The 24,601-nt window shown below is 43.0% G+C and carries 19 protein-coding genes; 13 read left to right on the top strand and 6 right to left on the bottom strand.

Going from position 1 to position 24,601, the window contains the following annotated elements; all coding sequences use genetic code 11:
* Nucleotides 1–264: 264 nt before the first annotated feature.
* On the top strand, nt 265–1,407 hold the full coding sequence (locus A2W93_13270) for a hypothetical protein (protein OFY55153.1): 1,143 nt from the start codon (nt 265–267) through the stop codon (nt 1,405–1,407).
* Nucleotides 1,400–2,380, top strand: coding sequence for a hypothetical protein (locus A2W93_13265; GenBank protein ID OFY55152.1), 981 nt, complete (start codon nt 1,400–1,402; stop codon nt 2,378–2,380). The genes A2W93_13270 and A2W93_13265 overlap by 8 nt, the downstream gene beginning before the upstream one ends.
* A gap of 47 nt (nt 2,381–2,427) precedes the next feature.
* Here the strand turns inward: A2W93_13265 and A2W93_13260 are convergent, their stop codons facing one another.
* Nucleotides 2,428–4,362, bottom strand: coding sequence for a hypothetical protein (locus tag A2W93_13260; GenBank protein OFY55151.1), 1,935 nt, complete (start codon nt 4,360–4,362; stop codon nt 2,428–2,430).
* Nucleotides 4,363–4,443: 81 nt separating this feature from the next.
* Here A2W93_13260 and A2W93_13255 point away from each other — a divergent pair, with 81 nt between their 5' ends.
* Nucleotides 4,444–4,995 (top strand): hypothetical protein, encoded by a 552-nt coding sequence (locus A2W93_13255; protein ID OFY55150.1) that lies wholly within the window; start codon nt 4,444–4,446, stop codon nt 4,993–4,995.
* Between the two features lie 13 nt (nt 4,996–5,008).
* On the opposite strand, the gene A2W93_13250 is transcribed toward A2W93_13255, so the two are convergent.
* Entirely contained in the window at nt 5,009–6,628 is a 1,620-nt protein-coding gene (locus tag A2W93_13250; protein OFY55149.1) for an adenine deaminase, read from the bottom strand.
* A 185-nt stretch (nt 6,629–6,813) separates the two neighbouring features.
* On the opposite strand from A2W93_13250, the gene A2W93_13245 reads away from it, so the two are divergent.
* The 5 genes from A2W93_13245 (at nt 6,814) to A2W93_13225 (ending at nt 12,267) form a co-directional block, all read left to right on the top strand.
* Nucleotides 6,814–7,725: a nucleotidyltransferase gene (locus A2W93_13245; GenBank protein OFY55148.1), complete on the top strand. Its 912-nt coding sequence runs from the start codon at nt 6,814–6,816 to the stop codon at nt 7,723–7,725.
* Entirely contained in the window at nt 7,722–8,777 is a 1,056-nt protein-coding gene (locus tag A2W93_13240) for a hypothetical protein (GenBank protein OFY55147.1), read from the top strand. Before A2W93_13245 ends, A2W93_13240 begins: the two co-directional genes overlap by 4 nt.
* Nucleotides 8,774–10,399: a sodium/glucose cotransporter gene (locus tag A2W93_13235; protein ID OFY55146.1), complete on the top strand. Its 1,626-nt coding sequence runs from the start codon at nt 8,774–8,776 to the stop codon at nt 10,397–10,399. Before A2W93_13240 ends, A2W93_13235 begins: the two co-directional genes overlap by 4 nt.
* A gap of 10 nt (nt 10,400–10,409) precedes the next feature.
* The gene (locus A2W93_13230; protein ID OFY55145.1) at nt 10,410–11,555 is read left to right on the top strand and encodes a galactokinase; all 1,146 of its coding nucleotides are present in this window, start codon (nt 10,410–10,412) and stop codon (nt 11,553–11,555) included.
* Between the two features lie 166 nt (nt 11,556–11,721).
* Nucleotides 11,722–12,267 (top strand): hypothetical protein, encoded by a 546-nt coding sequence (locus A2W93_13225; protein ID OFY55144.1) that lies wholly within the window; start codon nt 11,722–11,724, stop codon nt 12,265–12,267.
* A 280-nt stretch (nt 12,268–12,547) separates the two neighbouring features.
* On the opposite strand, the gene A2W93_13220 is transcribed toward A2W93_13225, so the two are convergent.
* The 4 genes from A2W93_13220 to A2W93_13205 all read right to left on the bottom strand — a co-directional run bounded on the left by A2W93_13220 (nt 12,548) and on the right by A2W93_13205 (nt 17,784).
* Nucleotides 12,548–14,428 carry a transcription termination factor Rho gene (locus A2W93_13220; GenBank protein ID OFY55143.1) on the bottom strand — a complete coding sequence of 627 codons (1,881 nt, stop codon included), beginning with the start codon at nt 14,426–14,428 and terminating at the stop codon, nt 12,548–12,550.
* Between the two features lie 341 nt (nt 14,429–14,769).
* On the bottom strand, nt 14,770–16,074 hold the full coding sequence (locus A2W93_13215; GenBank protein OFY55142.1) for a ribosomal protein S12 methylthiotransferase RimO: 1,305 nt from the start codon (nt 16,072–16,074) through the stop codon (nt 14,770–14,772).
* An 86-nt stretch (nt 16,075–16,160) separates the two neighbouring features.
* Nucleotides 16,161–17,105 (bottom strand): signal recognition particle-docking protein FtsY, encoded by a 945-nt coding sequence (locus A2W93_13210; protein OFY55141.1) that lies wholly within the window; start codon nt 17,103–17,105, stop codon nt 16,161–16,163.
* Between the two features lie 58 nt (nt 17,106–17,163).
* On the bottom strand, nt 17,164–17,784 hold the full coding sequence (locus A2W93_13205; protein ID OFY55140.1) for a hypothetical protein: 621 nt from the start codon (nt 17,782–17,784) through the stop codon (nt 17,164–17,166).
* 99 nt (nt 17,785–17,883) lie between these two features.
* Between A2W93_13205 and A2W93_13200 the strand changes: the two genes are divergently transcribed.
* The 5 genes from A2W93_13200 to A2W93_13180 all read left to right on the top strand — a co-directional run bounded on the left by A2W93_13200 (nt 17,884) and on the right by A2W93_13180 (nt 24,527).
* Entirely contained in the window at nt 17,884–20,745 is a 2,862-nt protein-coding gene (locus A2W93_13200) for a glycine dehydrogenase (aminomethyl-transferring) (protein ID OFY55139.1), read from the top strand.
* A gap of 167 nt (nt 20,746–20,912) precedes the next feature.
* Nucleotides 20,913–22,043, top strand: a complete 1,131-nt coding sequence (locus A2W93_13195; protein ID OFY55138.1) for a hypothetical protein — start codon at nt 20,913–20,915, stop codon at nt 22,041–22,043.
* A 124-nt stretch (nt 22,044–22,167) separates the two neighbouring features.
* Nucleotides 22,168–22,455 (top strand): hypothetical protein, encoded by a 288-nt coding sequence (locus A2W93_13190; protein OFY55137.1) that lies wholly within the window; start codon nt 22,168–22,170, stop codon nt 22,453–22,455.
* A 1-nt stretch (nt 22,456) separates the two neighbouring features.
* Complete coding sequence (locus A2W93_13185) at nt 22,457–22,747, top strand: hypothetical protein (protein OFY55136.1); 291 nt, start codon at nt 22,457–22,459, stop codon at nt 22,745–22,747.
* Nucleotides 22,748–23,000: 253 nt separating this feature from the next.
* Nucleotides 23,001–24,527: a ribonuclease Y gene (locus A2W93_13180; GenBank protein ID OFY55181.1), complete on the top strand. Its 1,527-nt coding sequence runs from the start codon at nt 23,001–23,003 to the stop codon at nt 24,525–24,527.
* Nucleotides 24,528–24,601: the final 74 nt, after the last annotated feature.

Below are 24,601 nucleotides of genomic sequence, written 5' to 3'. Positions count from 1 at the left end.
GTTAAATATCATTTTGTTGCGCCAGAATACTTTTGACCCGACTTTCAACAAAACACACACAAATGTAAAAGTTTTTTTCGACAAAAACACTAAAGCGAAAAAATTAACAAATTTATTTTACAGACATAACGGTCAAAACCACCCTCCAGGGCATGCTATATACCTGTTATTCTATATATTACATTTCAAATATTTCACATCTGCCAAAACAAACAAAATAACAGTTTTCACAGATTATCCCTACCTTTACAAAAAAAATCACCTATGGCTTGGCTTAAGAAATGGTATGTTTGGCTTCCTTTTCTCATCGTAATATTTGTACTATTCTACTTTTTTTCAGACATTCTGGTCTATATTCTTCTGAGTCTCATAATTTCGCTGATGGGAAATCCGCTTGTTCGTTTTCTTGACAGTCTGCGGTTCCGCAAATTGAGAATTCCGCATGCAATAAGTTCGCTTATCGCGCTGCTAGCCATTCTTTTCATTCTTGTCTCTCTCGTCCTGCTAATAATTCCCGTTGTTATCAATCAGGCCGAATATCTTTCACAAGTCGATATCAATGGCATCCTCACAAGTATGCAGGGCCCCATCAATGACCTCGAGGAAGGTCTGCGCAAATACGGATTTCTCGCGGACGATGGCAGCATTGAAAGTTCCCTGAATGCCTATATGAACGAATTTCTCGAGTCGGTCAATATTCAGGACTTTGCAGGATCACTCCTGGGAATGATCGGAACCCTGAGTATCGGCGTTTTCTCAGTCATATTTCTTTCGTTCTTTTTCATGCGCGACGACCAGTTGTTTTACAAAGGTCTCAAAGCATTCACTCCACGCGACTCACACGATGAAATAGCCCGCATTCTTTTCTACAGTAAGAAAATGCTTTCGCGCTATTTTATTGGTCTTTTCACAGAATTGATTTGTGTTATTTCGCTCATTTCTATTGGAATGTATATCATCGGTCTCGAAAACGCCATTTTTATCGGCGTTGTTGCCGGCGTATTCAATATAATCCCCTACCTCGGGCCTATTATCGGAGCCGCTATTGGATGCCTTGTCGGAATTACAACACTTCCGCCTGAATTGTTTGCAGATCAGTCTGGAATTCTGGTTATTAAAATGCTTATTGTGTTTGCATCAACCAATCTTATTGATGAGTTCGTGCTGCAGCCGCTTATTTTTTCACGAAGTGTAAAAGCCCATCCGATCGAAATTTTTGTGATTATCCTGATGGCTGGCACCATAGCAGGTCCTGTTGGTATGATTGTCGCCATTCCTACCTATACATTACTCCGTATCATTGCAATAGAATTTTTCAGTCACTGGGATTTTGTGCAAAACATAACCGGAAATCTCAATAAGGAATTGCACAAATCCAGAGGATCAGAACCACCAACAGATGCATGAAAAATTAATCATATTAAGGTCTTTGACATTCGGTAGACTGCATAATTATTTCCTGAGCATCATTTCAGAAATTCCCGGCCGGCTATTACGAAAACCCATATTACTCAATCAACCCTGGGCTGCATCCATCGAACCTTCAGCTGTGTGCCAGCTTAGCTGCCCCGAATGTCCGGTTGGAATGAAGGAGATTTCAAGAAACAATAATTTTCTTTCCGACGAAAACTTCTCGAAAATTCTAGACGGTCTTAGTAAAAAAACATTCTGGCTCAATCTGTATTTTCAGGGAGAACCTTTGCTCGACAGCAGTATTTCAAAAAAAATTCAGCTGGCCCGCAAACGCAGAATGTTCGTCGTACTCAGCACCAATGCACTGGCGCTGAATGAAACCATGGCAAAACAGTTATGCGAGGCAGGAGCATCAAAAATTATTATTTCGCTCGACGGAGCCGATGAAGCTACATATTCCAAATACCGCTCCGGAGGCAACTTTCAGCAAGTATTGAATTCTATTTCATTCTTGCATGACGCAAGAAAAAATAACAAATATCCAATTATCGAAGTGCAGATGCTGGTGTTTTCCTACAATGAAAATCAAAAAAATGATCTTCGGAAAACAGCGCTGAATCTAGGAGCTGATAAAGTTGCATTCAAGTCGCCGCAATTCTACAGTGCGGAAAATGCCGCAGAAAATCTTCCTTCAGACAAAAAATATCAGCGCTACACAAAAAAAGAAAACGGGAAAATTGCGCTTCGCACAAAACAAAAGACATTTTGCAAACGGCTCTGGAACACAATAGTCATTAACTCCGACGGCGATGTAGTTGCGTGCTGCTACGATAAATTCTCGAAATACAAAATGGGAAACGCCATTGAACAACCAGCTTCTGCCATCTGGAAAAATGATGATTTCATGCAGTTCCGCAATGATTTCCTACAGGGAAAAAGAAAAGATATTTGCACCAATTGCGAATAAATATCCCTCGAAGGGTTTTGTACCCTTCGAGGGATTGCAATTTCCTCTTAATGCATCAGCACCACCGGCGCGCATAGCTTGCGTTCTTCGCCATAAAAGAAGGTGAGATAATACGTCCCGGTCGGATACATGCTAATGTCGATCTGAACAACATTGCTTTCCTTAACTTCATATCGCGCCAGCAGCTTGCCGGTAAGGTCTGTCAGATAAAGAAAACCTTCTTTCACCTCCGGCAGATTTACAATCTCTACAGTTACAGGTCCCGCGGTAGGATTGGGATAATAGCGCCAGCTGATCACTGGTTGCAGCGGAAGAATTGTATCGACTTTCAACGAATCATTATTGCTCGCGGTCGTTGTATCTATAGACTGAGTGCTGTCTTTCGGTGCAGGCATTGTCATCACCGCTGTATCAGATTCATTGATGTTTTCTACAATCGGTTTATCGCATTCAGGCGATTCGCTGAATGAAACAATGATACGAACCAGAGCGTCGTTCAATTTTTCAACTTTATATTCATCTGTTGTGGGCGCGATGTGCGAATTCCCAATTCCGCTGTGGTCGGTCAGAAAAACATAGGTACCGTTGGTGGCAAGCGCCATCGAGCGCAATAAATATTCCGTGCTTTTATTCACACCACTGCAGGCCAGGGGAGAAATTCGTATGCCTTTCGAAGCAGCGCGCGGAATGGAGTTTTGCATGCTTGCAATAACTTTTTGTGTTTCATGTGGTGGTGCATCCAACACTGGAAAAAGAATTCTGGCCACAGCATTTTCATTCCACGAAAGATTATTTATACTGACATGCAAAGCGGAATCAACAGCCTCCGGATAATCGCCACCACCGCCGGCTCCGTTCGATCGTAAGTAGGAAATTGCTTCAGGAATATTGCTTGTAAAATCCTTGTTCATCACAACATATGCATCTCCGAGGTCGCGATAAAATACAATGGCCAGGCGAACATTGTGCCCCGGAAGTGAGTCTTTTACGCGTTCTACAACATTACTCAACTCGGCCTGCAGATAGGCAATCTCGTCACCCATCGAGCCCGTGGCATCAATCATAAATGCGAGATCGACATTTTTTTCTTCGGAGCAATTCACCGGAAGTTCAATAAAATTAATTCCGTTTTGAAAGGAATCAGCTTTCTTTATCGGATAGGATTTGTTGTCGTAAATGACATTGATTGAATATTTTTTCTCCGCTTTTCCATCAAACATGCCAGCCCACAATTCGGCTTTGCCAGTATTATCGGTCCTTGCAGACCAGACAACATTTCCCAATTCATCCATCAGCACTGCAGTTGCATTGTGCACCGGAAGTTTCTTTTTATTGGAAACCTGTACCACAAAACGGTTTTCCGGATATAATTTCCATTGAGTATTGTAGCTCGCAAGATCGGTAGTTTTAATATCTTCCCACAGTTTCCATTTTGTAAAGTCATTTACTTCACCTGCGGTCAGCTGTCCGGCAGCAATTCCCGATGACGGCACATCGCTTCCAGCCGACTCTCCTGCTGATGGAGCGTAATCAGCATATCCCTCACCTTTATCCATGCGGGCAGATTTTGCATGTGTTGCGCTGGATGGCTTGTAGTCCACAACTTCATAGACAACACTGGATTCATAGTCACTTGAAATTATTAACCCATCGTATTCTTCTACAACCATTTCAGACAAATGAAGTTCACTGGCCGATAGTTCAATCGTAACACTCGCTGTTCCGGATTTTATATACAATTGCTGTTTTGAATATCCGATTGTAGATATTATCAGCGTATCACAACCAGCAGTGTCGGCAACAAGAAAGTCACCTTCCAGATCGGTAACTGCCCCGGTTTTTCCATCGCACCAATAAACATTTGCAAAAGGAATGGGCTCTTTCGAGTCTTTGTCAATCACCCGCCCTTTCAGCATGGGCACTTGAGCTGCAATGCTTCCAATAAACAGGAAACAGATCAGATTTAATAATATTGTCTTCATGATTTTCCGGATTTAATGGGCATAGGATGCGAGGGGGTTGAAATTCCACAAATGGAAAAAATAATTTGATATATTTGTTTAATGGGATATAAATTTCAAATAAATAATCAGGCAGGTGTTCATTATCTTACTTTCACAATTGTGAAGTGGAAAGATCTTTTTAATTCAGAAAATTTCCGAAATATTATTATTGAAAATCTGAATCAATGCCAGACTAGTAAAAGTCTAAGCATAATGTCCTTCGTAATCATGCCTAATCATTTACACTTGATTGCGCAAAGCAAAAACGATTCACTCAGTAAAACAATTGGTAGTTTCAAGCAATTCACTGCAAAAAAAATTATAGCCGTGTTGAAAAGTGAAATGAGCCAGGAAGCTAATGAAATCTTACACGCATTTGCTCAACAAGCCGCAACACACTCACGTAACTCACATTATCAGGTTTGGCAGCAAAATAATCACCCTATTGAAATATTTTCAAATAAGTTTTTATTTCAAAAAATGAAATACATACATAATAATCCTGTTAAAGCCGGATTAGTAAAATCAGCAACAGATTATCCGTTTTCAAGCGCGCGAAATTATTCCGGATTGGAAGGAGCAATGGAAATAACAGTTGTGCGAAGTTTATAAACTTCGCACAACTTTATACAAACAGCTCCGTAAACGAAAAAGCCGTCCCGTCAAACAGCCCCTTATCGCTGAGCTTAAGCTTCGGAATAACCAGCAGCGCCATAAAAGCAAGCGTCATGAATGGCGCGCGCAGCGGCGATCCCATCTCGGCTGCCTTCTGATTCAGCGCATGATAATATGCGGCTACTTCTTCGCCTTTACGGTCCGACATAAGCCCGGCCAGTGGCAAAGCCAGGTGCTCCGACGATATTGCATCCACTGCTGCAAGCCCGCCTTTGCTCGCAATAATTTTGTTGAGTGCGGCTGCAAGCATTTCATCGTCGGTGCCTACGGCAATCAGGTTATGACTGTCGTGCGCGACAGAACAAGCCAGTGCGCCCCGCTGAATTCCAATTCCCTTAATAAATCCAATCGCTGGTTTGCTGTTATCATAGCGATTTAAAACGGTAATCTTTAAAATGTCCTCTTCAACATCGCTTACTATATTCCCAGCTTCCAATTTCGCTTTTACAACCGCACTCTCAGTGAGCAATTCGCCATCTTTTGCGATTATAACTTTAATGTTCTCCCCTTTTGCTTCAACAACAAAATCCGACGCGGAAACTGCTTGCCGAGAAAAATTATTGATCGGGGTAAAAGCTTTTGACTCAATTAATACTTCACCTTCATTATACACTTTTTCACCTTTTATATAAACTTGCTGCACATCCATGTCGCGCCAGCTGCCGATAACAATGAAATCCGCATTGTCGCCTGTATTCAGCGTTCCGACCGGAAGATGATAATGCTGCACAGGGTTGACGCAAGCCACCTGCAGTACATTGAATAGATCCATGCCTCGCTCAATGGCATTTTTTACTTTTACATTTATATGACCACGCATCAGTTCATCGGGATGACAATCGTCGGTACAGAGCATAACGTCATTCGGATATTTATCGATAAGCGTATAAAGCATGTCAAAGTCGCGCGCAGCGCTGCCTTCGCGAATGAGAATTTTCATTCCCAATTTGATTTTTTCTTCAGCTTCTTCAATATTGGTACACTCATGATCGGTACTGATACCAGCTTTGGCGTATTTAATCAATTGTTCACCCGAAAGCATCGGAGCATGACCATCCACTGGCTTTCCGGCATCCAGCGCTGCTTTGATCTTGGCATGTACTTCCGGATCGTCGAAAATAACGCCCGGGAAATTCATCATTTCGCCCAGATACCAAATATCAGGATTACGCATTAGCTCTGCGGTTTGAGCGGCATTGATCGAAAATCCGGCAGTCTCAAAAGGAGTCGCAGGCACACATGAAGGCGCACCAAAAAAGAAATTAAACGGAACCGATTTCCCATTTTCGATCATAAACTTCACACCTTCTACACCAAGTACATTGGCAATTTCATGCGGATCGGAAACCGTAGCCACAGTCCCCTGCTTCACTGCAAGCTCAGCAAAACGCGATGGAGCAAGCATTGAGCTTTCAATATGCACATGCGCATCGATGAACCCTGGCAGGATAAACTGTTCCGGAGCTGTTTCCAGCTCATTGATGGCAGCGATTTTCCCGTTTTCAACAACAACTTCGCCTGCAAAAATGCGACGATTGCGAATATCAATGATTTGTCCTGAAATTGTCATGTTCAAATGGATTTTATAGTTACAAATATAGCTATAATTCGAACATGACATCGAGTCCGACTTAACAGAGATTACGCATGAAATCCGTTGCAACATTCAGAAATATTTCTTTACTTTGCCACGGTTATGCATCTGGCGGGGGCCGTATCATTTCATGACATCAAGCAGATTTGAAGGAGCATAGCATGAAACCAACATTACTGATACCGGCCGCAGGGATGGGAAGCCGGTATGGTGGCCTTAAACAAATGGACGGCATGGGGCCGTCGGGCGAAACACTGATGGACTATTCGGTGTATGATGCTATCCGCGCCGGTTTCGGGAAGGTAGTGTTTATTATCCGACACGATTTCGAGCAGGAATTCAAAAACATTTTCAATCCTAAGCGCTTTGGTGGCCGCATTGAAGTAGATTATGCCTTTCAGTCTTTTGAGAATATTCCTGCGGGATTCACTATTAATCCTGAAAGGACAAAACCCCTGGGCGCCGGACAAGCCCTGTTGATGGCAGCCGACCTCATTCACGAACCCTTCGCTGTTATAAACTCCGACGATTTTTACGGATACGAATCATTTAAAATTGTTTTTGACCACCTCAATGCATGCGATCCTGCAGAGAACGAATATTGCATGGCCGGGTTCCAACTCGGAAACACACTTTCGGAAACTGGCGGCGTGTCGCGCGCGATCTGCAATATCAACAAAAATCATGAGCTGGTCTCCATTTACGAATGTCATCAGATTGTAAAAAACAATTCGGAAATCAGCGGCGTCGATGAAGGGGATAACAAAGTGTTTCTGAACGAAAATGCAATCGTTTCGATGAACATCTGGGGATTCACGACTGGCTTTATGAAACATGCCCATGCACTTTTTATAGATTTTCTTCATCAGAACAGCATGGATCTGAAAGCTGAATTTCATATTCCCTATGTTGTCGGACAGCTTATCGGGAGCGAAAATGCGACGGTTCATGCAAAGGAAACACCAGCCCGTTGGTTCGGGGTTACATGGCCGCAAGACCGCAAAACCGTAGTGGAAAGTTTAAAATTAAAAGTTCTTAACGGTGAGTATCCGGAAAATTTGTGGGGCACATGAAAATAAATATTGAAAAATTCGGAACAATCCCTTCAGGAGAGCAAGTCGATATTATTTCACTGTCGCACGGAAACACTGATGGCATAAGGGTTATGAATTATGGAGCCAAACTGGTTTCACTCACTATTCCTGATAAAAACAACAATTCTATTGACGTAGTGCTGGGCTATAACGCTCTTGCTGACTACGTTTGCGGAAATCGTTTTTTCGGTTCAAATCCGGGTCCGTTTGCAAACAGAATAGGAAATGCGCATTTTAACATCGATGGAATAGAATATACTTTTACTCCAAACGTGAACGGGCATTTGCTTCACAGTGGCAACAACGCGTTGGAATCAGTCGTCTGGAAATATGAAACAGGGAACAACTTTGTGAAGTTTATTTACGAAAGTCCTGACGGAGAATTCGGATTTCCGGGAAATAAAACAATTGCAATCACTTACAAATGGAGTGCAGATTTTATTCTTTCATTAGAATATACAGTTAGAACAGATAAGCCCACCCACCTCAATCTCACCCACCATTCCTATTTCAATCTGGATGGAGAAGGAAATGAAAGCATCCTCAATCACCGCATCCGCATTAATGCTTCGAACATTCTTGAAGTTGATGACGATTCTATCCCTTCCGGGAATTTTATTCCGATAGAAAACACGCCTCTTGATTTACGCACTGAACAGAAAATTGCTGACCGCATATTTTCGGATCATCCTGTGTTGCAGAAAACATCAGGGTTTGATCAGTGTTATGTGATTGATAAAAAGCCAAAAGAACTCGCACATTGTGCACATGTTATTGCTTCTCAAAGTGGCTGCACCATGGATGTTTACAGTACTTTGCCCGGACTACAGTTTTATACAGACAATCATGACAACGGAAATGTTCCCGGAAAATGCGGAGAAATTTATCCAATGCGTAGTGCACTGTGCCTCGAACCACAGCGCTTTCCGAATGCTCCAAATATTCCAACATTTCCTTCAACTCTTATACGCCCTGACGAAACGTACCACGAAATAATTCAATATCATTTCAATAAAACTCTCCCCCGATGACATTCAATACACTTGATTACGGAATTCTGATTGCCTACATGCTGCTTATTCTCAGTATCGGTTTGTGGGTATCACGTACGAAAAAAGGCGAAAAGAAAAACGCCGCCGATTATTTTCTTGCAAGCAAGGGACTGCCCTGGTGGATTATCGGCGCATCGATTATCGCTTCAAACATTTCAGCAGAACAATTCATCGGCATGTCCGGATCTGGCTTTGCCATTGGCATTGGCATAGCCTCCTATGAATTTATGGGAGCCATTACTTTAATTCTTGTGGCCGTGTTTTTCATGCCGATATTTCTAAAAATGGGCATATTCACTATGCCTGAATTTCTTGAAAAGCGATACGATAAACGCGTAAAAACCACCATGGCTATTTTCTGGCTTGCCGTTTTTATTTTCGTCAACCTCGCATCCATTCTGTATCTTGGAGCACTTACCATAAAGAATGTTTTATTCGAAGGCCGAGATCTGATGGTTATGGGAAACACTGTCGATCCGCTTTGGATTGGCATCATTGTTTTAGGTGTGTTTTCTGCTGCATATTCTGTTTCGGGCGGTTTAAAGGCAGTTGCAATTACAGATGTTGTGCAAGTCATATTCCTCATTGGCGGCGGATTACTGACAACCTACATAGCGCTTCAATACATCGGAGACAATGGAAATGTTTTTGACGGTTTTATAAAACTCACTGAAAAAGCGCCCGAAAAATTTGACATGATCCTTTCGAAAGACAATCCGCAATACATGAATCTGCCTGGAATTAGCGTGTTGCTGGGCGGTATGTGGGTAGCCAATTTATATTATTTCGGGTGCAATCAATACATCATACAGCGCGCTCTGGCAGCCAAAAGCATCAAACAGGCACAGAGCGGTCTCGCCTTTGCTGGGATTCTGAAATTGTTGCTTCCGCTCATAGTGGTCATCCCGGGAGTTGTTGCCTTTGTAATAACAAGTGATCCTGCCAGTGCACATTACAATGAAATTTCAAAACCCGACGCAGCTTATCCCTGGCTACTGCACAACTTTGTTCCAAACGGATTCAAAGGTCTCGCATTTGCCGCTCTGGTAGCAGCCATCGTGAGTTCCCTTGCTTCAATGATGAATAGCATTTCCACCATTTTCACCATGGACATTTATCATGGCTACATTAAAAAAGACGCGTCGGAAACAAGATTAGTCAGTGTTGGTCGCATTACAGCAGCGGTAGCGTTGATCATTGCCATTCCAACCGCAATCTTGTTGCAGAATCTCGATCAGGCATTTCAATTCATCCAGGAGTTCACAGGTTTTGTAAGTCCGGGCGCACTGGCCATTTTTCTGCTTGGATTTTTCTGGAAACGGGCAACATCAAACGGCGCTCTGCTGGCAGCTCTCGGAACATTTGTTTTTTCTGCTGCTTTCAAATATTTACTACCCGATCTTCCATTTATGGACCGCATGGGAATCGTATTTATTCTTTGTGTTCTGATAATGGTCGTTACTGCTTTCATTGAAAAAAAACCCGCCAGCGAAAAATCCATTATCATTGAAAAAGCTCAATTTAAAACAAGCACAGGATTTAAAATCGCATCACTGATCATCATAATAATTCTCACTGTTATCTACACCATGTGGTGGTAAAAATATTTCTATGATTGACGAAATCAGAAGTCTGTTCTATAATAAATTCAGCAGCAAAGGGGCTATGTATGCTGCTCCCGGACGCGTGAATCTGATAGGCGAACACACCGATTACAACAATGGATTTGTTTTGCCTGGCGCCATCAATAAATCGGTGATACTGGAAATTGCTCCGAATTACAATGAGCATTACAATATTTTTGCGGCTGACCTTGAACAAGAAATAACGTTTGAAGCCAATGGTCAGAAATCTGATTTATCCTGGGCCAACTACATCATCGGTGTCGTCATGGAAATGAAAGAACGCGGATTTACCGCTCCAGGATTCGATTGTGTGTTTCGTGGAAATATACCAAGAGGCGGCGGAATGTCATCGTCGGCGGCGCTTGAATCGGCTTTTGCTTTTGCCATCAACGACATGAATCATTTCAATATTTCGAAAAAAGAACTGGCAAAAATCGGACAGATGACTGAACACAACTACGCAGGCGTTCGCTGTGGCATCATGGATCAGTTTGCATCGCTGCACGGTGAAAAAGAAAAACTCATTCGTCTCGATTGCCGCTCACTTGAATACGAAATGATTCCATTCCGCCCGCAAGGATACAAATTGCTCTTGATAGACACGCGCGTTAAGCACGCTCTTGCCAATTCGGAATACAATGTGCGGCGCGCTCAGTGCGAAGAAGGCGTTGCCATCATTCAGAAATCACATCCCGAAGCAGAGAGTCTGCGCGATGTTTCGGAGGTTATGCTTAACAAATCAAAAGAAAAATTATCGCCGGTTGTATTCCAGCGTTGTTTATATGTTATTCAGGAAAACGAGCGTCTGATGCGGGCCTGCGAAGCACTGAAACAGGATGATTTTATTTCTTTCGGAAAAGAAATGTTCAGATCACACGACGGACTTAGCAAACAATATGAAGTGAGTTGCGACCGGCTCGATTTTCTGGTGGAATTTGCACGCAATTTTCCGGGAGTAGCGGGCGCGCGAATGATGGGAGGCGGCTTTGGCGGATGCACCATCAATCTGATTTCCGCAAAAGAATATCAATCCTTCATGAAATCGACAACCGCAGCATTCGAAAAACAATTCGGCAAAAAACCTTTTTATTATGAGGTTTCCATCGAAAATGGCGCGAGAAAAATCGGATAATTGAATGTGGAAATGCGCAGCTTCGCTGATGTGGACATGTGTGAATACGAGATGCTGCAACAGTTATAAGTAATGAGTGGCAAGCTCTGGGTTATAGATTAAAATAGAAACTATCCAATGACCTACAACTCAAAAAAAGCTATTTTTGTATAATAACACTTATAAAATGAAGTATTTCATTTCTCTTTCGTTTGTAATTTTATCAATATTGTTTAGCTCTTGCTCTGTTTTGAAAATGTCAGAAAAAAGCACCTGTACGTTTTCTCAAAGCATTGTAAATAATCGTGGAGTAATTAATTCGCTGGGACTTGATTCAATAAATGCAAATTCAATTAACACAACTGTCAGGATTATTGATTTATCTAACAGGTTGAGTGATTGCTACACATCATTTTTTATCAAAGACAGTGTTTTTATCACTGCCTTCACAATTTCAGAAATTCCTATCGACTTGAATTGCATGCTGTCATATAGAGACTTAATTGTTTTAAATATTCACACTGAACGGAAAATTATAGAAACAAATATTTTTGTATCCGGATACAGGACAGGCGCTAATCACCGAGTTTCTGGCACTTTAGAAATATGCTTCAAAAGAAACGATGATAAATCATTAACCCTTATTTCAGAAAAATACATCGAATATGATAATGGAGGGTTACCCATGAAGTATGAACGACCGCTTTACAGAACCTGGAATAAAATGAAATAAGCAACGAATTTTTACTTTCTCGTTTCAATATCACTTATATTCACTCATCGGCGAAGCCGCACATGGACAACCGTGTCACGTTACACGTGAACCGCCCATCTTAACATCAACTCAAGACAAAAGATAAAAGTGATCATCTCGTGTTCCCACATTGGAATTTAATCCGCGGAAGGCGGATCATGTGCATAGCACCACATTTACACATCATAGAAATTTATTGTATTCCCACATATGCGGAGCATCACATGGACGAAGTCCCACATTTCCACATCTCAATTTTCTACGAATTCATCGTCATCAGAAACTCTTCGTTCGTTTTGGTGAACTTCATTCGATCCTGTATGAAACCCATTGCCTCGAGCGGATTCATGTCGGCCAGGTGTGTCCGCAAGATCCACACGCGTTGCAGAACTTCTTTGGCAACAAGCAGATCGTCGCGCCGGGTGCTGGATGCAACAATATCAATAGCCGGATAAATACGCTTATTCGACAGCTTGCGATCGAGCTGTAATTCCATATTTCCGGTTCCTTTAAATTCCTCAAAAATAACTTCATCCATTTTTGAACCGGTATCAATCAGAGCCGTGGCAATGATGGTGAGCGATCCGCCGTTTTCGATCTGACGGGCAGCGCCAAAAAATCTTTTTGGTTTCTGCAGAGCATTTGATTCAACTCCTCCTGAAAGGACTTTGCCGGATGAAGGCGCAACAGTGTTGTATGCTCGCGCCAGACGTGTGATTGAGTCGAGCAGAATCACAACATCATGGCCACACTCTACCATACGTTTTGCTTTTTCAAGAACAATGTTGGCAATCTTCACATGCTTATCGGCCGGCTCATCAAAAGTGGAAGCAATTACTTCAGCGCGAACGCTGCGCTGCATATCGGTCACTTCTTCCGGGCGTTCATCAATAAGCAAAATGATCAGATATGCTTCAGGATGGTTGTATGCAATGGCATTGGCGAGCTCTTTCAAAATGACGGTCTTACCGGTTTTTGGTTGCGCAACAATCAATCCGCGCTGACCTTTTCCGATGGGCGAAAACAAATCAATGACGCGGCTCGTCATGGTTTCATCAGGGTGTCCGGTAAGCTTGAATTTTTTTATCGGGAACAATGGTGTGAGAAAATCAAATGGGATGCGGTCGCGGATTTTTTCCGCTTCCATTCCGTTTACATTTAAAATTTTTACTGTAGTAAAATACTTCTCACCATCTTTTGGCGGACGAATCGTGCATTCAACAGTGTCGCCCGTTTTTAGTCCGAACATTTTCACCTGACTCTGACTTACATAAACATCGTCGGGAGAATTCAGATAATTGTAATCTGATGAACGCAGAAATCCGAACCCTTCGGGTACGAGATCCAGCACACCTTCGGCGGTTACAACGCCATCGAGCTCAAAGAAAGGAGCCGGCTTTTCAGGTCGCGGCTGATGCTGCTGATTATGCTGATGAATGGGCCTATCCTGAACAACAGGCGGCACATTTTTGACCACCGGATTTTCATTCAATTCCTTATTGTTTTCAATAGTTGTCAGTGGCTCTTCCGAAAACTCATCTATCGGGTCAAGCGGAAGCAAAATATCATCTTTCGAATATTGTTTCTGCTGATTGTTTTGTTGCGGATTGTTCTGTTGCGGATTGTTGCCTTTGTTTATCGGAACATATCCATCGCGCTGCCATGGCTTTTTCTTTTTAAAGGAAAAATCACCGCCGTTTTTAAAATCCTTGCGAAATTTATTATGCGCAGGGAAGTTTTCACCTGACTGATTATTGTCTTCCGAAGCGGGTTGTACGGGATTTTCATGCACCGGTGTTTCAGAAACTACGGGTGGAATAACAGGACTTGTATCTTCCTTGACAGGAGGTGCAAGAACATCGTCCACTACCGTGTCTATTCTCTTTCTTTTGATTTGAGGTTCTTGATTATCAATTTCGGTCGATTCGATTTTTTCCTCAACTATAAATGGATCAGCGGCAACAATTTCCGGTTGTGGAATAAACTTTTCTTCTTTGGGTGTTTTTCCTGATAATGCTTCGTTGATAAGGCGCAGCAATTCTGGCTTGCGAATGGTTGATATGCCTTTAATATTTAATGAAGTTGCGTACTCACGTAAATCGGGCAACAGCATCTTGTTAAGATCTGGCTTTTCCTGCATGTAAGAAGGGTTTGGTAGTTTGGGAAATACTAAAAAATAGGGAGGATGTATAAATCCGTTTTGTGCGACAAATATACAACTTTATTTAAACAACACAACAGATTTAAAAAAGTTGAAATTTTTTATCAGTTACAGATGGGCATTTCTAAAAACCAATTTTTTATCATATTGAGCCCCGCCGCTGTCACATTGAGCGGAGTCGAAATGTCGTCAGCGGGGTAAACTCCGTCGAAATATCGAAACAATCAACACCTTTTCAGCATTTAAAAATTAAAAAAGACATGTTAATTGCATACAAAATGAGGTTTTTCGAGACGCCCACCAGATATCCATCGTAGAATTTAAAACTCACAATCAATATCAAAGATTCCGGAGGAAATAACCTTCGCCTCAACAATATCGCCGGGCTTTAATGTGTGATCGCTGCCAACAAACAAACGCACAATATTGTCAATTTCAGGAGCATCGATGGGTGTGCGTCCATAAAAACATTTTTCATCCGCATTATACTCATCCACGATAACCGGCAACGTTTTTCCAACAAGCTTTTTATTGAATTCAATCGATGCCTTTTCGTGATATCTAAGCAATCCGGACATTCGGAGCATTTTCGTTTTATGCGGAATGTTGTCCTTCTGCAAAAAGGCAGCTGTACTTTCTTCCGGAGAATATGCAAAAACGCCGAAGCGTTCAAACTTCGATTCCTTAATAAATTGTACCAGTTCCGTATAGTCACTTGCCTTTTCACCGGGATAACCCACAATGAATGTGCTTCGAATGGCGACATCCGGAATACGGCTTCTGATCTTCGATACAAGTGCTTCCGTAGATTCCCTGTCAATCGAACGTTTCATATTATGCAGTATGGAAGTGCTTATATGTTGCAGCGGCAGATCGATATACTTTACAATTTTCGGATTCACTGCAATTTCTTCAATCAGATCATCAGGAAAACCTGCTGGATAGGTATACATTAAACGAATCCATTGAATTCCTTTTATTTCAGAAAGCTTGCGAAGCAACCGCGCAATGCGGCGTTCACCATACAAATCAAGTCCGTAACTTACCGTATCCTGAGCAATCACAATTAGTTCCTTCACTCCTTGCAAAGCCAGTAATTCAGTCTCTTTCAGAAGTTCTTCCTCCGGCACCGACACATGCTGCCCGCGTATCAGAGGAATTGCACAAAAACTGCAGGTGCGATTGCACCCTTCCGAAATTTTCAGATATGCATAATGTGCTGGAGTACCCAGAATCCGTTCTGGCTGCAGCTTTTCAGACTTACCTGTTATATACTCTACAACTTTGTCGTATTCATTCACACCGAAAAAAACATCTGCTTCAGGAATTTCTTTTTTCAGATCTTCGCGGTATCGCTCTGTCAAACAACCGGTGACAATAACTTTCAGATTTTTATTCGCGTTTTTTCTTGATGTGTGATTCAAAATTTCGTTGATGGATTCTTCTTTTGCATCATTTATAAATCCACAGGTGTTGATGATGATGATATCTGCATCGGCCTGTTCATGCTCCACTTCAAATCCTTCGCCGGCCAGCATTGCTGCCAGCTTTTCACTGTCAACCAGATTTTTGGGACAGCCCATGGTTATTATACCAACTTTACTTTTTTTCATAACAGAAACCATTTATAGTAGTCAGTTGTGAGTAGTGATCGAAATCTAACTGGCCACTGACCACTGGCTACTGACCACGAACTACTGATATCAATTTGCTAATTTTTAAAAAGACTGTCAACAAATTCTGCGCTATCGAAAATCTGGATGTCATCGATTTTTTCACCGATTCCAATGTATTTCACCGGAATACTGAAACGATCCGATATTCCAATGACTACCCCACCCTTGGCTGTACCATCAAGTTTTGTAAGTGCCAGTGCATTAACATCAGTGACTGCCGTGAATTGTTTGGCCTGCTCAAAAGCATTTTGTCCGGTTGATGCATCCAGCACCAGCAAGACTTCCTGGGGCCCATCGGGAAAAACTTTTTGTACAACTTTTTTAATTTTTCCCAGCTCATTCATCAGGTTAATTTTGTTGTGCAGACGTCCGGCCGTGTCAATAATGGCCACCTGATAATTATTTGTTTTTGCAAATACGGCTGTATCATATGCCACCGATGCAGGATCGGCATTCATTCCTTTTTCGACAATATCGACACCTGCGCGCTGAGCCCAGACTTTCAGCTGATCGACTGCTGCTGCCCGGAACGTATCGGCCGCCCCAATCACTACGGATTTACCCGCGTTTTTAAAACGATAGGCCAGTTTTCCGATGGTGGTGGTTTTTCCAACGCCATTCACCCCAACAACTAAAATAACATAAGTTGGAACATCGCCAGGCTGCACTGAACCAGGATTGCTGTTTTCATCGAGCATCAGAACAATTTCATCTCTCAGAATATGGTTGAGTTCATCGATTCCAACATATTTATCACGGGAAACCCGGTTCTGAATCCGTTCAATAATTTTCAACGTAGTTTCAACACCCACATCCGAAGAAATGAGTGCCTCTTCGAGGCTGTCAAGCACCTCATCATCTACTTTTGATTTTCCGGCGACAGCTCGCGATATGCGTGCAAACACATTTTCGCGGGTCTTTTTCAAACCATCGTCAAGGCTTTCCTTTTTCTCTTTTCCGAAAATTCCGAATAATGCCATGAAAATTTTTGGGTTACATATTGGGATTGCAAAAGTAGTGATTATAAACCAATCAGCATTAATTTGTCAGGAATGAAAAAGCAAAACCAGTGGCAATGGCAGCAATTCCGAAAAACATGGAAGATTTCACTTTTTTGATCTTGCGCGTGTCCTGATATCCAAGAATGTAATATTTGTTCACCTGAGATTCATCAACCTTGTCGACTGGAAATTCGGGTGTAAAAATGGCTGTAGCTGCGCTAAACACACATGGAACGGCTATGACTGCAATTGGGGGCAAAATAAAAATACTGCTCAGGGTAACGACGTAACAAATTGGTCCGACAATCCTGTTATGCGAATACTGAAAAGCATCGTGGCAGCCATCAACATAGGAACGAGCCTGCTCAGGCGTAATAATAAACCCTGACGAATCCATAATATAGGCCAGTTCGCGCGTGCTGTCTTCATACCAAATTTCAAAAACATCCTGACGTTCCTTGTATTTTGTTCTTACCAGTCCACGGCTGTTAACTTTAATACTGCGACCAGGGGCATAGGCAATTTTTGTCGAATCCATTTCGAGCACATTAATATTGGTTTTCAGCCTGCCCGACATCATATACAACGTATCCTGTGCCTGCGAAATCCCGCATGCACAAACAATCAGGAGAAAAAAAAGCATGTAAAGGCGCCCCATGAAATATTTTGTCAAATATACTGAGAAATATCAGCAGATTGCATGAGTAGTTCAAAAAAAATAAGGTAATTTTGCCCGAATCAACAAATCAACAGACCCATGATCACCAATAATTTTACTTTCAGGCATATAGGGCCATCGGAAGAAGAGAAACAGACTTTGCTCAAAACCATCGGGGTTTCATCAGGCGAAGAACTAATTGAAAAAACAATCCCAAAAAGCATCATCAATCCAAAGAATCTCAATATTGGCCCGGGTCTGAATGAATATGAAACCCAAAGCCTTCTGAAAAGTCTTGGGGCACAGAATAAAATATTCAAGTCCTTTATTGGCATGGGATACTACGGAACCATCATTCCCGGCGTCATCCTCCGCAACATTCTCGAAAGTCCGGGTTGGTACACTTCCTACACCCCATATCAGGCCGAAATAAGCCAGGGACGACTCGAAGCATTGCTCAATTTTCAGACAGTCGTTTCTGACCTCACAGGCATGCCCATCTCAAATGCATCCCTGCTCGATGAAGCCACTGCTGCTGCCGAAGCAATGCTCATGACCTACAACACCCGTAAGCGCGACAAAGTAAAAGCCGGCGCCAATCAATTCTTTGTGTCGCACGGAATATTGCCGCAAAGCCTCGATGTTATCAGAACCCGGGCTATTCCACTTGGAATTGACGTTGTGGTAGATTGTGTAAAATCATATAATTTCAACGAAAAAACTTTCGGTGCCCTCGTTCAATATCCGAATCAGTACGGAAAAATTCAGGACTACAGCGAATTTGCAGAGAAAGTTCACGCCAACGGTTCCATGCTGGCAGTTGCTGCAGACCTGATGGCCCTTACACTGCTGACACCGCCTGCAGAATGGGGCGCAGACATCGTTGTAGGTTCAACTCAGCGCTTAGGAATTCCGATGGGATATGGTGGTCCGTCGGCCGCATTCATGGCTACGAAAGAAGAATTTGTCCGCACGATGCCGGGCCGCATAATCGGCGTTTCGAAAGATGCGCTCGGAAACCGCGCGCTCCGCATGACTCTGCAGACCCGCGAGCAGCATATCAAGCGTGAACGCGCCACTTCAAACATCTGTACAGCCCAGGCATTGCTCGCCATTATGGCAGGAATGTACGCAGTTTATCACGGACCGGATGGCCTGAAGGAAATTGCACGTCACATGAATATTCTGGCCGGTGTTCTCAGCGCTGAAGTTGAGAAAGTTGGGTACAAGCAGATCAACGAAAACTACTTCGACACTGTTCAGATTCAGATTCCGGATGGCGTAAATATGGATGAAATCCGCAAACTTGCGCTGCAGAATGAGATGAATTTCCGCTACATCGACAGCAAGCTCATCGGAATCAGCATTGATGAGACTACAACGCTTGATGACATTAATACTATTGCCGATCTTCTGGCTTCAGCTGTCGGAAAGCAGCATACTCCCTATGTCTGCAAGCCTGCTGAATGTGAATTAATAAGGACCTTCGACGCAGCATTTGACCGCAAAAGTTCATATCTCACCCATAAAGTTTTTCATTCATATCGGAACGAAACCGACATGATGCGCTATATTACCAACCTGCGCAACAAAGATCTGGCACTCGACCGCGCCATGATTCCGCTAGGAAGTTGTACCATGAAACTAAATGCAGCTACAGAACTGTTTTACATGAGCTGGCCGGAATACGGCAACATCCATCCTTTTGTACCCGCCGATCAGGCCAAAGGATATCTGACCATGCTGGCTGAACTCGAACAATTGCTGGCCGAAATAACGGGATTCGATAAAGTGAGTTTCCAGCCCAACAGCGGTGCGGCCGGCGAATATACCGGACTTATGGTTATTCGTGCCTATCACGAAAGTCGTGGTGACTCAGCCCGTAACGTGTGTCTGATTCCCAGTTCTGCTCACGGCACCAATCCCGCCAGTGCAGCCATGGCCGGAATGAAGATCGTTGTTATAAAAGCCGACGAAAAAGGCAATATTGATATCGCCGATCTGAAGCAAAAAGCGGATGAACACTCAAAAGATCTTTCGGCACTGATGATTACTTACCCTTCAACTCATGGAATTTTTGAGGAAGCAGTAATTGAAATCATGGACATCATCCATTCACACGGCGGGCAGGTTTATATGGATGGAGCAAACATGAATGCGCAGGTCGGATATACGAGCCCTGGCTTCATTGGCGCTGATGTTTGTCACCTGAATCTGCACAAAACATTTGCAATTCCTCATGGTGGCGGCGGCCCCGGCGTAGGTCCCATCGGCGTTGCCAGACACCTGTCACCATTCCTTCCGGGACATGTGATGGTGAAAACCGGTGGCGAAAAAGCGATTTCAGCTGTTGCGGCCTCGCCATTTGGCAGTGCTTATGTAATTCCCATTTCCTACGCTTATATTAAACTTTTGGGAGGAGAAGGGCTTAAGAAAGCTACTGAATATGCCATTCTGAATGCCAACTACCTGATGAAAAAGCTGGAACCACATTACAATATATTATATAAAGGCGACCATGGGTTTGTTGCGCACGAATTCATCGTTGATTGCAATGCTTTCCACAAGGACGGAGTAACAGAAACCGACATCGCCAAGCGACTGATGGATTATGGCTTTCACGCTCCAACACTGGGCTTTCCGGTTCACGGAACCCTGATGGTTGAACCTACGGAAAGCGAACCTATGTCAGAGCTCAACCGTTTTATTGATGCCATGCTGGCCATCCGTGAGGAAATCAGGGAAGTGGCTGAAGGAAAATGCGACAAGGAAAACAACGTGCTGAAACATGCTCCGCACACGGTGGAAATGGTTGCCACAGACAATTGGAACAAACCCTATTCGCGCGAAAAAGCCACCTGTCATCGCAAGGATGCGCTGAAATACTGGCCAACCGTAACACGAATCGATGATGCCTATGGTGACCGGAACATTTTCTGCACCTGTGCTACACCTGAATAAAACTCAATTAAAAAAAGGGGCGCTGATGCACCCTTTTTTTTATGGATTAATTTAACGGCAGAGTATAATCCGGCATCGGTCGAAAAAATGAAAAATTGGATTCCCATGCAACAAAATATTTGCTACTTTTGTCTTGTAAACAAATCTGTTTAACCAAAACAAACAAAATGAAAAAATTGTTATTTTCTGTTCTGTTCAGCGTAATATTTCTGGGTTTCACTCAGGCACAGTTTATTACCACAGATCAGCCCTCAAAACCCGTAAAAGTTGTTAAACCGGCTGCCACTGACAAAGCAACCTCAACTTTTTATCTCGATTATGATTATGCCGAAGAGCTCATGGGTGTTGGAACTTACACTCGTTACATCTGGGATTTCAACATGAATGCAACCGCTCTCGACAGCACCATGCTGAAATGCGGTGTTGCCTTTAAGGAAATGTTTGACTACAACACAATGATGTATGTAGAAGACATTACTTCACTTCATGTGGATTCAATTTTTGCCTTTGTCGGTCACGAAAACAATTCAGGAACTCCTGATACATTCATCGTGAAAATTTTCCCGTTGGCCACCTCAGGAGCTGTTACTGCAACTGGCACCCCACTGTGGAGCGACACCGTAATTACAACAACAGGTCTTTCAACCGGCAATGACTGGATGCAAACAACAATGCTTGGCTTTGAACCCAATCTTGATTTAGTAGCCAAGTCTTTTGGAGTTATCCTTGAGTATCATGGCGACGCTGCTGACTCTTGCGGATTTATTGCCGGATTCTCTGATGCCGGAACAGGCTGTGGATCCATGGAAGTATTTTGTTTAAAATCACAGTTCTATCCGAACTCATTCGTAATGTATAGTCATTGGACCTCCTACGGCCTGCTTCCTCAGTACAGTAGCGGTACCTGGCTCGATGTATATTATGATTGCGATGGCGTTGACGGATACATTGAAGGTGTTGACAGTGAAGTTTTCACACAGAATATCTGCATCTCTTCAAAAGTGACTGTTTCAACTAACACTTCAATCTCTGAAAACGCAATGGTTGGAATGCTTAATGCACAGCCAAATCCTGCAACAGATAACACTGTAATTTCATACAACCTGAAACAAAATGCCGGAAGCGTTTATTTCAACCTGTATGACATGGCTGGCCGTCTCATTATCTCTGAGAACCTTGACAATCAGGCCGGTGCTGCAAAGTACACCCTGAATTGCAACGATCTGAATACTGGTATTTACTACTATTCTATTGTTGCTGATGGAGTTACAGCTTCTAAGAAACTTGTTGTTGAATAATCAATAATAGCTGCTAAAAAGGGCTGTCCGCTTTACGTCGGACGGCCCTTTTTTTATTTTAAATCAAATACTTTATTGATATCCGGCAAAGTTTTCATATCTTTGCAATTCAAATTCTTTCCAAATGAAAGAGATAAATCAGTTGCTTTCTGAAATTGACAACAATGTCAGAAAACTTACTGGACAACTTGATCTCTACCGGAAAGACATTGAGTTTCTGAAAGAGGAGAGCCTCCGGTTGCAGACAGAAAACGATGCAATGAAGCAACGGCTGACAAACACTGAGATTTTACTCACTGCACGTCAGATTACTGAAGGGGTGGATAACGGGATCGGTTCTGAATCAGCCAGAAAAAAACTGAACGAACTTATACGCGAAATAGATAAGTGTATTTTAATGCTGGAAGATTAGGATGAGTGGATTGGTAAAAATAACCGTGACGCTGGCCAACAGGAAATATACACTGTCTGTTGAAAAAGAAGATGAAATGGTAATCAGAAATGCAACAGAATCGATCAACAGCCGCATTAAGGATTTCAATAAGCAATATCCCAGCAAGGATATGCAGGATATTCTGGCTATGATTCTGCTCAATACTTCCGCAGCCCTGTCGAAAAAGGAAACATCCGATATTAACGGCAGCCACGAAGAGCTAGTTTCAAGATTATCTGAAATTAACCAACTGCTGGTCAAGGCAGTATAGTTCTTTTAATTAAAATACTACCCGCGTAGTTCATCAGTTTTTATGGTTGATAAACCTCAACAGAATCAATCGAGGGGAAGACTCATAGGGCCCTAAGGCAGGCCATATCCGAAAGGAATTCCAGCAATGGAAACAATGGAAGCCTGAATGCACTGGTTAACTCCAAAACATTTTTATCGGGGGTTTGAAACTCCCTGATGACTATGCGGGTTTTTTAATTAAACGAAAAAGAACTATGGAAAACAATGTGTTAATGTTAGTACTGGAAGTGGTAGTCCTGGTGATTGCTGTACTTCTCTGGGCTTTCATTTTCCGCAAAAACGCCGACAGGAAGAAAAAATTCCTGATCGATGATGCCAACAGGGAAGCGGATATGATCAAGCAAACCAGAATTCTCGAAGCCAAGGAGAAGTTTATTCAAATGAAGTCTGAAATCGAAAAGCGAAATCAGGAACAGAACAAACGGATACTGAGCATTGAAAACAAACTCAAACAGCGCGAAATGTCGCTGAACCAGCGAAGCGAAGAAATTCAACGAAAACAAAAAGAATCTCAGACGCTCAAAGACAATCTTACAGCTCAAACAGAAATTCTTACTAAAAAGCTGGAAGATGTTTCCAAAATGCACAAACAGAGTGTGGAACAACTTGAAGCCGTTTCAGGCATGTCGGCTGACGAAGCTCGGAAACAATTGGTTGACTCACTGCAGGAAGAAGCTAAAATTGAGGCCCTGAGCCACGTGAAGGATATTGTTGAGGAAGCCAAAATCAATGCCCACCGCGAAGCCCGGAAAATTATCATCGAAACCATTCAACGCACGGCCACCGATCATGCCGGCGAAAATGCCGTTTCTTCATTCCCAATCGCTAACGACGAAATTAAAGGCCGTATCATCGGTCGCGAAGGCCGTAACATCAAAGCGCTGGAAGCTGCAACAGGTGTTGAAATCGTTATTGATGACACCCCTGAAACCATCATTCTGTCCGCTTACGATCCGGTTCGCCGCGAAATTGCACGTCAGTCACTTGAAAAACTGGTGTCTGATGGACGTATTCACCCTGCCCGCATCGAGGAAGTGGTGGCCAAAGTGAAGGCCAATATCGAACTTGAAATTATTGAAACTGGCAAGAAAACCCTCATCGACCTGGGTATTCATAACATGAGTAACGAGTTGATGCGTTTGGTTGGAAAAATGAAATTCCGTTCGTCTTACGGTCAGAATTTGCTCCAGCACAGTAAGGAAGTTGCCAACCTTTGCGCCACTATGGCTGCCGAGCTTGGACTGAATCCCAAAATGGCCAAACGCGCCGGTCTGCTGCACGACATTGGAAAAGTTCCCGACAACGAGCCAGATCTGCCGCATGCTCAGCTGGGTATGAAACTGGCCGAAAAATATAAAGAACATCCGGAAATCGTGAATGCCATTGGTGCTCACCACGAAGACATTGAAATGACTTCGCTAATCGCTCCTATTGTTCAGGCTTGCGATGCCATCTCCGGCGCCCGCCCCGGTGCCCGCCGCGAAGTGGTTGAAAGCTACATTAACCGCCTGAACGAACTCGAGGCCATCGCCATGAGTTACGAAGGGGTGCAGAAAACCTATGCAATTCAGGCAGGTCGTGAGCTTCGAGTGATTGTTGGCGCTGAAAAGCTCAGCGATGGCGCAGCCACACAACTTTCGCTCGACCTTAGCAAACGTATTCAGGAATCCATGACCTATCCAGGTCAGATCAAAATTACGGTGATCCGCGAAACACGCGCGGTTGCGTACGCGAAATAATTTTTATTTATTTCAAATATTTTGTTGAGACGTTGAAATTCAACGTCTCAACATTTTTTATGGGAAAAATATTT

The sequence above is a fragment of the Bacteroidetes bacterium GWF2_43_63 genome (genome assembly GCA_001769275.1).
GTDB lineage: Bacteria > Bacteroidota > Bacteroidia > Bacteroidales > DTU049 > GWF2-43-63.
This window is presented reverse-complemented; position numbering and strand designations above follow the sequence as displayed.